The sequence below is a fragment of the Allofrancisella frigidaquae genome (genome assembly GCF_012222825.1).
Classification (GTDB): Bacteria; Pseudomonadota; Gammaproteobacteria; order Francisellales; family Francisellaceae; genus Francisella; species Francisella frigidaquae.
This window is the reverse complement of the sequence record NZ_CP038017.1, coordinates 34,255-46,389: the sequence shown is the minus strand read 5'-3', so window position 1 is coordinate 46,389 and position 12,135 is coordinate 34,255. Positions and strand designations below refer to the sequence as shown.

The window sequence follows — 12,135 nt, the reverse complement described above, 5'->3', positions numbered from 1 at the left end:
ATTATCTACAAACACTCTATCAATTTATCTGAATTAGCAATTAAGCTCTATTCTTATTATTCTTTTCGTATTTCCTTTAAGGAGGTGATCCAGCCGCAGGTTCCCCTACGGCTACCTTGTTACGACTTCACCCTAGTCATGAATCACTCCGTGGTAAACGCCCATTCGTTAAGCTATCTACTTCTGGAGCAACCCACTCCCATGGTGTGACGGGCGGTGTGTACAAGACCCGGGAACGTATTCACCGCGACATTCTGATTCGCGATTACTAGCGATTCCGACTTCATGCTCTCGAGTTGCAGAGAACAATCCGGACTAAGAGTACCTTTCTGAGTTTCGCTCCACCTCGCGGTTTGGCAGCCCTCTGTAATACCCATTGTAGCACGTGTGTAGCCCTGGTCGTAAGGGCCATGATGACTTGACGTCGTCCCCACCTTCCTCCGCCTTGTCAGCGGCAGTCTCAATAGAGTACCCAACTTAATGATGGTAACTATCAATAGGGGTTGCGCTCGTTGCGGGACTTAACCCAACATTTCACAACACGAGCTGACGACAGCCGTGCAGCACCTGTCACACAGTTCCCGAAGGCACCAATTCATCTCTGAAAAGTTCTGTGGATGTCAAGACCAGGTAAGGTTCTTCGCGTTGCATCGAATTAAACCACATGCTCCACCGCTTGTGCGGGTCCCCGTCAATTCCTTTGAGTTTTAGCCTTGCGGCCGTAGTCCCCAGGCGGAGTACTTATCGCGTTAGCTACGCCACTAGGCCCTTTACACCGAACCTAACAGCTAGTACTCATCGTTTACAGCGTGGACTACCAGGGTATCTAATCCTGTTTGATCCCCACGCTTTCGTCCCTCAGTGTCAGTATTAGTCCAGAATGTTGCCTTCGCCATCGGTGTTCCTTCTGATCTCTACGCATTTCACCGCTACACCAGAAATTCCCCATTCCTCTACCATACTCTAGTTTGACAGTATCAAATGCAGTTCCAAGGTTGAGCCCTGGGCTTTCACATCTGACTTATCAAACCACCTACAGACCCTTTACGCCCAGTAATTCCGATTAACGCTTGCACCCCCCGTATTACCGCGGCTGCTGGCACGGAGTTAGCCGGTGCTTATTCTTCAGGTAACGTCAATTCCATTAGCTATTAACTAACAGACCTTCCTCCCTAACTAAAGTGCTTTACAACCCTAAGGCCTTCTTCACACACATGGTATTGCTGGATCAGAGTTTCCTCCATTGTCCAATATTCCCCACTGCTGCCTCCCGTAGGAGTTTGGGCCGTGTCTCAGTCCCAATGTGGCTGATCATCCTCTCAAATCAGCTATGGATCGTCGCCTTGGTAGGCCCTTACCCTACCAACTAGCTAATCCAACGCAGGCTCATCCATTCGCGACAGCAACAAGTTGCCACCTTTAATCCTCAGATATTATGCGGTATTAACAGTCGTTTCCAACTGGTATCCCCCTCAAATGGGTAAATTCCTACGCGTTACTCACCCGTCCGCCACTCGTCAGCATCCGAAGACCTGCTACCGTTCGACTTGCATGTGTTAAGCATACCACCAGCGTTCAATCTGAGCCAGGATCAAACTCTTCAGTTTAATCTATTTCTTGACTCAATTACTAAACTCAAATTCATCAACAAAGTGTTTGTATATAATATATCTCTTAAATATCTTTCAGGCCTAAACCCTCTCTACCGCTAACATCACCCGTCAGCCAGTGAAGACATATAATACACACCTACATCTCTCAACGCAAGAGATTTTTCTAAAATTTTTAAAGTTTTTTACGGTTTTTTAGGCAAATATATTTGTTTATGAAAAAATTCATTTGCAACTCAGAAAAATTTTTTTAAACTTAATAAATTAGGTGGTATAAAATTCAACCCGCATACAACCTTTTCTTTAAGAAGTTCTGTTCCTATGAGCCGAAAAATGTTATTTTTTATTTTGCTTATTAAATTACAAGACTAAAGATTCTGGTGGGTTATCTATATATTTTTCAGGCCTACCAGCGGATTCAACAAGAGTAGCATCTATTATTGCTCCTTTAGCATAAGATATATTTAAACCTAAATCTGTCAGCTGTTGATTCAAATTATCTAGCAATATTGGTAGCTTGTTCTTACGAATTAGTAGGTTTCTAAATTTACAGATACTACTATAATCTGGTAAATCACCTGTAGGAGTAAAACCTGTGAAATATAAAAAATCTAAACGCAATCTTAAACTATCGGATAGCTCTCTATCACTTAGGCTATACATTGGCCAAGTAACAACAACTTAAACATCATCACGCTATCGTAACTCGGTCTGCCTCGATTATTACTATCTTGAACGTATATACCTTTTAAAGCCTTTCTGAAGTAATTAAAGTCTAAAAGACTATTTAATTTTACAAACTTATTATCCTTACCTAATGACTCTTCTATACCTAAAAAGAAAAAATCCATAATTACTAAAATACAAATATCTTCGATATCTGTATTTTACAGAATCTAATCAAAGTTTGGGACATTAAATCAACAGTCTTGAATATAAAAATATAAACACTATACTTTGCTATCAATTAGCAATTTATAATTATAAATGTCAAAATATCGTAAAGCATTATACATATCATTTGCAGCGGAGCAATCATTAATTTTATATGGTCAACACTGTAAAAGTTATTTTGTTCAAAAGGATAAGAGCCTAGATAGAGAGTATAAGATAAGGATGTATGATAATAGACCTAGAAAAGCATTATTTGATAAGGATATACCCTTTGTTCGTATAAACTATTTATATGCGGAAAATAATGATCTTCCATCTAATGATTGGCGAATACATAAAACTCTAAGTAATATTGAATTTGCTAATAACGCAGTATTAAAAGAGCTTCAATATATAGAACCTAATAGTATAATTTATTTAAATGGTCACGGAAACAAAATAGACACATATTTATCACAAATTATTAAATACCCTAATGAGGATCAATATGCATATGGTCGTGTTTATTGTTATCAAATAGCTAATTTGTTATCAAATGGTATTCCCAATCATAAAAAAACTCATATTACTATTAAAATGATAGCATGCGAATCAATAGAATTTGCACAATGGTTAATGGATGAGTTACACCATAAAGGATTCAAAAATACATGTGTTATTTATAGCATAGATAAAATGGCAACATATGGGCCATATACAAAAGTAAGCAAAAATCACTTTTTGATGAAGGACACTAGTTCTATGGCAAGATCTTCTAATCTTGGACTTGTGCTTAGAGGAAGATTTAGATATGGAGAAGAGTATCCAGATATAAAAAGAGTTGTTCATAATTATAGTGGTTTAATTGAAGATGAACCATCACGTGATTTTAAGAAAAAATATATGCAATTTGATAATGTAGTGAGAACATATACTAGTATTGATGGATTGACTGAATATCAAGAAGAGTTTATTCTTCTACAGAATATTTTATTTCAGACGCTAGCTCATTATTTAAATAATTATGAACAATCTTTTTATCATGGAATTTTTCATCGCCATGGAAATAGTGGTCATAAACGAGTTAAATGCTTCTGCGAGCAAATTAATTCAATATCAACAGAGTCTATTGTAAATAGTACAACTTTACCTGAAGATGCTATTACTCAAATAATTAAAGAAATTCAATTATTTGCTAATAAAGGTAGTGATTATACCCAGTATAGTGGAAGTATTAATGTTAATAATAGTTCTGGTATGACATTTATAATGAGGGGCCTTATAAAGTTTATTTCAATGTCAGGAACAATTAAATCCCCAAAATTTCAAACTTTTCTGAACTATATTTTTGATTCTAATAATATAGACATAGAAAATCTAAATAATCGTATTAATTGCCTAAATAAAATCATTAACTTTAAGTTGTAGATATGAGTAAGACTGTTGAATTAATAATGTCTTTGATGCTTAGGTCAACGTTTAAATTGAATTTTTTGGCTGAATAATATTATAAGAAGTCATTCAATGATACTTTCTGGAACACTACTATATATATGTACAACATAGAAATACAGCAGTAACGACCAGACGATTATTAACAAATAGAATGTTGATATATTTAAAATGTCAAAGCCTCCATAGTAGCTTGGAGATAAACTAGATAGTATGGCTAATACAACCACATGAAGAATTAAAGGGAAAGATCTTTTAAAAATAGGGAAAAAACCCTGATCAAGAGATGCCTGCTTGACCACATACAGCATATATAAAGATAACACAAACACAACAACATATCCTGTGTTAGGAAACTTTGAAAATGTAAAAAGGATTGATAAAAATACAAACATAGTTGGTAAAACTATGCTTGCAAAAGGAATGGCAAACCTACTTTTAATTCCATTAATTCTTAGCTTTCCTAAACATATTGGTATCGACATATACGAAATTACGTAAAATAATGACAAAAATGAAACTAAAGACGACCATGATCTAAACAATAGTAGAAAAAGTATAGCCAAACTAACGGTAGCATAAAGAGAGCGTCTACTAAAATTATATTTTGTTATCTTATCAAAGAATTTAGGTGCTTGGCGATCTTGTGACATAGCTGTAAGCATTCTTGTAGTTGAACCTGTATAAATCATACCAGTCCCAGCAGGTGAAATAACTGCATCTACATATAACACTATAGTCATAAGATTTAAGTTCAACATCATAGTCAACTGCACAAAAGGACTCGTGAAGTCCAACCCTGACCAACCATAACGCAGATCATTTGTTGTAAGAGCTCCGATAAAAGCTGTTTGAAGCATAAGATAAACAACCAATGTAATCAGTACTGAAAATATCATTGCTAGAACGATATCTCTTTTAGGGTTTTTTGCCTCTGAACAGAAAGATGCTATATTCTGAAAGCCATTAAAAGAATAAACCATACCAGCACCAATCATAGCGGAGAATATTGATGATGTTCCATAAGGTGCATAATTACCACCGACAGATGTAAAGTTACTACTGTGAAAACTGATCACCATAATTGATACAGCTGTTATAAATGGTATCAATACCTTCATAGTAGTTAAAATAACGTTACTACTTGAAAGTATCTTCACACCCCAAAAGTTAACTAAGCCAAACAAAAATATAATTATAGCTGCTAGGCCAAGACCTATAGGGGTCAGAGAGCCATGACCTGGATTAAATAAGTAAGTAGACACAGTATCAGACAGCGAAGCTAAATATTGAATACTACCTTCAGCCTCAGTAGCTATCACAGCTGTTAGTCCCAACCAAGTTGCTATAGTGCAAATAAAAGCAAAATCTTTGTTGTGACTAATGACTAGAAGCCTAGCCATTAACCCCCTTTTAGGGTAGTTAAAAGAAATCTCCGCAAGGCTTAAACCTAACACTAAAATTATAATTGAAGTAATTATCCAAGCAATGTAGGCGGCTGGACCTGCAATCTTAGCAGCGTAAAAAGAACTAAATAGCCAGCCTGAACCAATCATAGTCCCAACCCCTATAGCTGTTAAACCTATAAGCCCAATTTTATTTTCTTTCATATGATGTTACATTCCTGTAAATAAATAGCCTAAAAAATCATGATTATAATATAACCAAAATGTGTTTTTAGCTAGACAAATAATTTATTTCATATCCTACATTAATAACGTTTGAGCATCATGTTTATCATCTTCTCTTACTCAATAAACTCAAAAACAAATTTTGTTTGTTAACTAATACAATATATGCTATAACTAAGTGTGGCTACCGTAAGTCAAAAGGTAGTGATACTTTAATTCATTATTATAATACTAGGAGAGCTTATGAAGGCTAAAAAGATAATTACTGTTGGACTATTATGTGTATCATTTTTATTACTAAATAGCTGTGTTCTGCTATTAGGCGCAGCTGCAGGTGCTGGCACAATTGCTTACGTTGACGGAAAATATTCTATGAATCTGGAAGGAAGTATTACAAAAATTTATAATGCTGCGCTAGAAGCAATCCAAAACAATAATGACCTTGTAATAACTGCAAAAACAATTACTGCTACACAAGCAATGATAAAAGGTAGCACAAAAACTGATTCTACTGACTTCTATGTTCAAATAGATAAAATTACTGATAACGCTTCAAAGGTTACTATCAAATTTGGTACCTTTGGTGATCAAGCAATGTCTTCTACGTTAATGGATCAAATTCAGAAAAATGCTAAATAAATGTAAAGTAAGGGCGTATATGGTATACCTTAAAAAAAGTTTTTCTACTTTCTTTGCATGTATATTTACACTAACACTAAGTAGCTGTATATTGGCGGCTGTCACAGCTGGTGGAGGCACTGTGGCATATGTAGAAGGGAAATACTCTATGAATATTGAGGGTTATTATAAAGATGTCTACAAATCAGCGCTAAAAACTATAAATGATAATAATGATTTTGTACTTGTCTCTAAAGATTTGAACCTAGATAATGACACTGCTGAAATTGATGGCGCCACTAAAATAGAGAGCGATAATTTTTACATTAAAATTGAAAAATTAAATGCCAATGTGTCTAAAGTAACTATTAAGTTTGGTACTTTTGGTGATCAGGCAATGTCTTCTACACTAATGGATCAAATCCAAGCTAACGTAAATAAGTCTAAAGCTTAATATCCTTACTAATGTTGGCGTATATATACAATGTTAAAAAAATTTAAACTAATAATACTTGGTTTTATAATAGCAACTGCTCTTAACAGCTGTGTACTAGCAGCAATATTAGTTGGTTCTGCTGCAATAGCAGGTGGTACCGTATACTACATAAATGGCAATTATATAATTGAAATACCCAAAGATATCCGCTCTGTATATAATGCAACGATTAAGACCTTCCAAACAAACAGCTTATACTCTTTAAATGGCCAATCGTATGCACAAACTACTGCTTCTATCAATGGCAAAGATAGTTCTGAAGATATCTCCGTAACTCTAAAAGACATTGATAAGCGTAGCACGGAAGTTAAAATACGCTTCGGTATGCTGGGAGATAAACAAAAATCTGCTGACTTAGCAAACCAGATCACAAAAAATATAACTTAAAAATTTAATTTCTATTAATTTAAATTTTTACTTTTTAAATATTTTTTTAAATGTATAATTTGTTATAAGTGCAACCTAGTTAGTTTTAAAGCTTATGAGCAATAAAGTACTAGATAGATATTATACAAATAACAGACATATTTGGGTGTTAGTGTTGTCTGGTGGACTCTTGGGAATCATAATTGGACTAGTTGCAACATCATTTGAGCTACTACTTAACCTTATAGCTAATTTCAAAAAAATGCTATTTGGCTATTGTGGTGCCAATATCTATTTACAAATTGCCGTTTCAATAGTAATCACTACAGCCATGGTAATATTATCTTTATACTTGATTAGAAAATTCGCTACCGAAGCGGGGGGTAGTGGTATACAAGAAGTTGAAGGAGCGTTAAAAGGTTGTCGTAAACTCAGAAAAAGAGTCGCTCCAGTGAAATTTCTTAGCGGCTTATTATCTTTAGGATCAGGTTTAAGTGTTGGTAAAGAAGGACCCTCTATACATATTGCTGCAGCTATTGCCCAGGTTTTTGTAGATAAATTTAAACTAACGCAAAAATATGCCAATGCTGTCGTATCTGCTGGTGCTGGGGCTGGCTTAGCTGCTGCTTTTAATACACCACTATCTGGAATAATCTTTGTAATTGAAGAGATGAATAGAAAATTTAGGTTTAGTGTATCTGCTATAAAATGTGTACTAATAGCATGTATCGCAAGTATTATTGTTTCTAGATCTATCGTGGGTAACCCACCAGCTATTAGAATTGAGACTTTTTCTAGTGTTCCCCAAGATACCCTTTGGCTATTTATGATCTTAGGGATATTTTTTGGCTACTTTGGGTTATTATTTAATAAAATCCTCATAAAAGTTGCTGATTTTTTTTCTGGTGGTTCGCGTAAAAGGTATTGGACTTTGGTAATTTGTGTCTGTGTAATTTTCGGTGCCGGTGTTGTAATTTCACCAAATGCTGTTGGTGGTGGATATATAGTTATTGCAGATGCTCTAGATTACAACTTGCCAGTGAAAATATTATTGCTATTATTTGCTCTAAGATTTATTGGAGTAATTTTTTCTTATGGTACGGGAATTACTGGTGGGATTTTTGCACCTATGATCGCTCTAGGAACTATATTTGGACTTGCTTATGGAATGAGTGTAAACACCTTTTTTCCACAATATAATATAGATGCTGGTGTTTTTGCTGTTGCAGGAATGAGCGCTTTATTTACCGCAACAGTAGGAGCCCCGCTAACAGGAATAGTGTTAGTGATAGAAATGACTTGGAACTACCAGCTTTTACTTCCGCTTATGATTACTTGTTTTAGTGCCTCTATGCTAACCTACATACATCACCAAAAACCTATATACGATACATTACTAAGAAGAACAATATCTACAGAAAGAAAACAACAGGCTAAACTAAAAAATGAAAAAAATTCAAAATCAGCTTCAGACTCTCAAGAATATATTATTGATTAAACAAAAGTATAATCACGCAATACCTTTGAAGGATTGAGATTAAAATGAAAATAGTTTTAATAAGTTTGCACAATATTTAGAAAATATTTAGAAAAGAAATTTGCTCAAGTTTATAACCTTTCTTAATACTTTAATGACATTCAGGTAAATAACTACCGCTTGAATACTAATAAAAAAGTAAATATTATATATAACTAATAACAAAATACTAAATTTAATGTATGAAAAAAACATTTTTTTTGAGTCTAGCTTCTATCACTATCACGACTCTTAGCTTTGCAGATACATCAATTAATCAGCCAAATATTAACATAGTGTCAGATTCAAGTGTTATTGCTACAAAACAAATATCTAAGGACTATCTGCCTACTCCTGAAAGTGTCAATGGAACTAAAATACTAAAAGCTAGTCAGCCTACACAAAGTAGTCACCTAGTTGGCTCAAATCCAGCTACATGGACACCTGCTTACTTAAGCGTTAAAAACTTTAAAAATTGCCTAAAAACTCAAAAGTATAGAGGTTGGGAGGGCTACTGTATGCCAGAGCAACAAAGTAAAGATTGTCCTAATGAGTCTTGGGAAAAGTTAAAACAAATGAATCTAGTTCCTTGTATAAAAGATAAAGATTAAAAAAAACCTGGCTTTAGGTGGATAAATGGTTATTTAATTAACTTCCGTATTCTGTAATTTGTGAGTTATGTTGCTTGACCTTTATACTATATACCCAAAGGATAATAGCTCCTACAAAAATCGGTAATAATACAGAAGGGAAAAGCATAAGTGTAAAATATTCTCCGAAAACCCTAACCCAGAAAACCCCAGCCGCGTTCCCTGAAATAAAAACTAATACACAGACTAAAAAGAAAGGTATTTTCCAGAGGTCTTTTCTTGATCCTTTTAAGGCTCTGCCTATTTCTATACCTAAATCAGTTGTGGTGCCAGTCATATGAGTCGTTCGTGCAAAACTACCAAAAAATAAGGTCGTAAAACTATTTTGCATACCCATAGCCATAGCAAGAAAAAGATCATCTATAACTTGATGATGAATAAAAACATCTATAAGAATAGTTCCAGTTAACATAACAAAACTCTGTAAAACCAAAGATTTTGTATGGTTTTTTGAGATAACGTAAGGGTCTGTATTTATAATAATACCATTTATAGCAGCCCCTATAATAAAGCCAAACACTAGAGCAGTTACTTCATAGGCAAAATGCCAATCGTAGTCTGCTATATTATGACCTAAAATTCTATAGTTACCTGTCATTGCTGCCACACTGGCACCAAAGGATTTATATAAGACTACGCTATCTATCCAACCAGCGTTAAAAATCAAAACGATACAAATGAAATATGTGAATGTTAATTTTTTTGTGAACATTCTTAGTTCCACGTCTTTTTATTACCTAGAGTGTACCATATAAGGATTATTGTTTTGTTGGGTTTTTGCTTTTTGTTAAAACAGTCTAATAATTTTTCAATAAACTCCCTATAGAAATATTCCCTTGCTTATCAATTTTGACTGTTACTGCTCCATTATTATAAGTGTCTATAATTTTAGTTTTACCACTTCTAAATAAACTAATATTTTCTCTAGCTAAACTTTTATCTGAGATATAGATAAATAATTCTGGTTTAAATCTACTAATAAACTTAGAATAAGGAATCTTTGTTGAAATAATAGTGTTTGGACTGATAACACGATTGTATAACTTATAAATCATTTGTTGCACGCTAATAGAAGTATCATCTAGTATTAAAAATTCAGTTTTACCAACTTTAAAACTAATAGAACAACTACTATCATCTCCTAAAAGCTTAACGTTTACTTGCTTTAGTAAAAAGTTATTTTGATATTCACATTTTTGAACAGGCAAGTCTGTAACGATGTTAGTAATGATTTTATTTACTGGTACTAGCTTTTTTAGATTAAAAAGGTCTATAGTATGACTAGAATCTCCTGAGATTATTAAATAGTCCAAATGATCTATTGCTTGTAATTCTAAATATTTTAATAAATTAGTTTGTAGAGAAAAGTTATTAGATAAATTTTTATTTGACGTATAAAGTAAACTTATATCATGCTCTTGTAACAAAACCATAGTTTCTTTTGTATCAAATATGTGTATCTGAATGCTTTGATGTTTTTTTGCTATATTTTCAAAAGGTTGAAAGAACACTAAACATAATGAAAATCCTAACAAACGTAATGGCTTACCTATAGGTAAAAAAACTAGAATTAAACCAATCATGACTATAGTTAGGCTAATAGCAGAAAAATATCCTCCATAATCTATTAACTGAACATAATGAGTTAAAAATTCCAAATATGAGTTGAGGATGCCTAATAAAAAGCTAGGAATGATCCATAATTTAATGCCGATAACTGATAAAAACAAGCATAAAAATAATAACGGTACGATTAACAAGCTAACTAATGGAATAGCAACTATATTTGCTATAATCGAAACTAACGAAAAACTGCCAAAAAAATATACTGATACAGGGATAAGTAAAATGGCTAAATAACTCTGACTTAGCAAGCTTATCCAAACCTTTGATTTATATTGCTGCAAAATAATAGTAAGAAATATAAGAAATGCTACTGCTGAAAAACTTAGCCATAAACTCGCACTATGGATAGAATTAAAATCCAATATTAATATCAAAGCTAGAGCTATACTAAGTGATCTGGTTATAGAAACTCTTTTTTTAAAAAACCATAAAATTGCTACTACAGAAAGCATAACCACAGCCCTTTGAGTCGGTAGACTAAAACCAGCAAGCAAACTATAAAAAAAAGCTATAATTAATGAAAAGCATACAGCTACATATTGTGCTGGAATCTTACGACATAAAGTTGGTGAAAAAGACCAGAAAACTCTAACTATAACAAAAGCTATAAAACTTAATAAACCTATATGTAAGCCAGATATAACCATCAAGTGTGATGTTCCAGATTCTAAAAATAAATTTTGTTGCTCTTGGTTAAAATCTTTTTTGCCTATCAATAAGGCTAATATCAACTCTCTTGTCTTATAGTTTTGTAAATCCGTTTGCAAATAGTTATATAAATAGTATCGTAACCGTTCAGGCAAATAGCTGATAGCTGTACCTTGGAATTTTATCTCAGAATTTGGCACCAACTTACCTAAAGCAACTATATTATTATGCTCCAAATACTGAGTATAATTAAAAGAGTTAACGTTACTATACTCATGAGGTTTATATAATTTTACCTGTAACTGTAATTCATTAGCTGGAATTAAATAATGAGCGTATTCCCTACTGGCTTTTAAAAAAAGGGTTCCATAATTATATGAATGAAAGGTAAATTCTAGCTCTTTTTCGCTACTTTGTGGAATAGAGCTAACAACCCCACTTAAGGTAACATTGCTATTATATTTATAACTTTCTATATTTTGATATGGTTTACACGAAACTAGACAGCATAAAATAAATAGGATAAAGAACCACCTAACTACAAACACCACTTTAATTTTTTTTAACTTAATGGTATTTAAATACTACAATATTTAAAATTTTATTTTAATATTAACGTGTAAAAAAACTCCTTTCTTTTTGGGTTGTA

The 12,135-nt window shown here is 33.3% G+C and carries 9 protein-coding genes, 1 rRNA gene and 1 pseudogene; 6 read left to right on the top strand and 5 right to left on the bottom strand.

The genetic code is table 11. The features are described from left to right. Positions 1 to 77 precede the first annotated feature (77 nt). Both E3E15_RS00200 and E3E15_RS08020 read right to left on the bottom strand, forming a co-directional pair. Positions 78 to 1,607, bottom strand: a 16S ribosomal RNA gene (locus E3E15_RS00200). 363 nt (positions 1,608 to 1,970) lie between these two features. Then, a pseudogene (locus E3E15_RS08020) lies at positions 1,971 to 2,461 on the bottom strand (transposase). A 136-nt stretch (positions 2,462 to 2,597) separates the two neighbouring features. On the opposite strand from E3E15_RS08020, the gene E3E15_RS00190 reads away from it, so the two are divergent. After that, on the top strand, positions 2,598 to 3,911 hold the full coding sequence (locus tag E3E15_RS00190; protein ID WP_172106152.1) for a hypothetical protein: 1,314 nt from the start codon (positions 2,598 to 2,600) through the stop codon (positions 3,909 to 3,911). Positions 3,912 to 4,000: 89 nt separating this feature from the next. Here E3E15_RS00190 and E3E15_RS00185 read toward each other — a convergent pair whose 3' ends face one another. Next, positions 4,001 to 5,545 carry an APC family permease gene (locus E3E15_RS00185; RefSeq protein ID WP_172106151.1) on the bottom strand — a complete coding sequence of 515 codons (1,545 nt, stop codon included), beginning with the start codon at positions 5,543 to 5,545 and terminating at the stop codon, positions 4,001 to 4,003. Between the two features lie 264 nt (positions 5,546 to 5,809). On the opposite strand from E3E15_RS00185, the gene E3E15_RS00180 reads away from it, so the two are divergent. From E3E15_RS00180 to E3E15_RS00160, 5 genes are all read left to right on the top strand, one after another. Further along, entirely contained in the window at positions 5,810 to 6,205 is a 396-nt protein-coding gene (locus tag E3E15_RS00180) for a DUF3568 family protein (protein ID WP_035720612.1), read from the top strand. A gap of 19 nt (positions 6,206 to 6,224) precedes the next feature. Then, positions 6,225 to 6,638, top strand: a complete 414-nt coding sequence (locus E3E15_RS00175) for a DUF3568 domain-containing protein (RefSeq protein WP_035720619.1) — start codon at positions 6,225 to 6,227, stop codon at positions 6,636 to 6,638. A gap of 30 nt (positions 6,639 to 6,668) precedes the next feature. Continuing rightward, positions 6,669 to 7,067, top strand: coding sequence for a DUF3568 family protein (locus tag E3E15_RS00170; RefSeq protein WP_172106150.1), 399 nt, complete (start codon positions 6,669 to 6,671; stop codon positions 7,065 to 7,067). Positions 7,068 to 7,161: 94 nt separating this feature from the next. Continuing rightward, the gene (gene clcA / locus E3E15_RS00165; protein ID WP_172106149.1) at positions 7,162 to 8,544 is read left to right on the top strand and encodes a H(+)/Cl(-) exchange transporter ClcA; all 1,383 of its coding nucleotides are present in this window, start codon (positions 7,162 to 7,164) and stop codon (positions 8,542 to 8,544) included. 221 nt (positions 8,545 to 8,765) lie between these two features. After that, the gene (locus E3E15_RS00160) at positions 8,766 to 9,173 is read left to right on the top strand and encodes a hypothetical protein (RefSeq protein WP_172106148.1); all 408 of its coding nucleotides are present in this window, start codon (positions 8,766 to 8,768) and stop codon (positions 9,171 to 9,173) included. Between the two features lie 37 nt (positions 9,174 to 9,210). Here E3E15_RS00160 and E3E15_RS00155 read toward each other — a convergent pair whose 3' ends face one another. Both E3E15_RS00155 and E3E15_RS00150 read right to left on the bottom strand, forming a co-directional pair. After that, complete coding sequence (locus E3E15_RS00155; RefSeq protein WP_172106147.1) at positions 9,211 to 9,924, bottom strand: YoaK family protein; 714 nt, start codon at positions 9,922 to 9,924, stop codon at positions 9,211 to 9,213. Positions 9,925 to 10,009: 85 nt separating this feature from the next. Next, positions 10,010 to 12,037: a ComEC/Rec2 family competence protein gene (locus tag E3E15_RS00150; protein WP_245313663.1), complete on the bottom strand. Its 2,028-nt coding sequence runs from the start codon at positions 12,035 to 12,037 to the stop codon at positions 10,010 to 10,012. Between the last annotated feature and the right edge of the window lie 98 nt (positions 12,038 to 12,135).

What these genes read in the sequence shown, in the direction of transcription:
- E3E15_RS00155 (WP_172106147.1), bottom strand. Translation starts at nt 9,924, where the DNA reads ATGTTCACAAAAAAATTAACATTCACATATTTCATTTGTATCGTTTTG.
- E3E15_RS00190 (WP_172106152.1), top strand. Translation starts at nt 2,598, where the DNA reads ATGTCAAAATATCGTAAAGCATTATACATATCATTTGCAGCGGAGCAA.
- E3E15_RS00185 (WP_172106151.1), bottom strand. Translation starts at nt 5,545, where the DNA reads ATGAAAGAAAATAAAATTGGGCTTATAGGTTTAACAGCTATAGGGGTT.
- E3E15_RS00180 (WP_035720612.1), top strand. Translation starts at nt 5,810, where the DNA reads ATGAAGGCTAAAAAGATAATTACTGTTGGACTATTATGTGTATCATTT.
- E3E15_RS00160 (WP_172106148.1), top strand. Translation starts at nt 8,766, where the DNA reads ATGAAAAAAACATTTTTTTTGAGTCTAGCTTCTATCACTATCACGACT.
- E3E15_RS00170 (WP_172106150.1), top strand. Translation starts at nt 6,669, where the DNA reads ATGTTAAAAAAATTTAAACTAATAATACTTGGTTTTATAATAGCAACT.
- E3E15_RS00175 (WP_035720619.1), top strand. Translation starts at nt 6,225, where the DNA reads ATGGTATACCTTAAAAAAAGTTTTTCTACTTTCTTTGCATGTATATTT.
- clcA (WP_172106149.1), top strand. Translation starts at nt 7,162, where the DNA reads ATGAGCAATAAAGTACTAGATAGATATTATACAAATAACAGACATATT.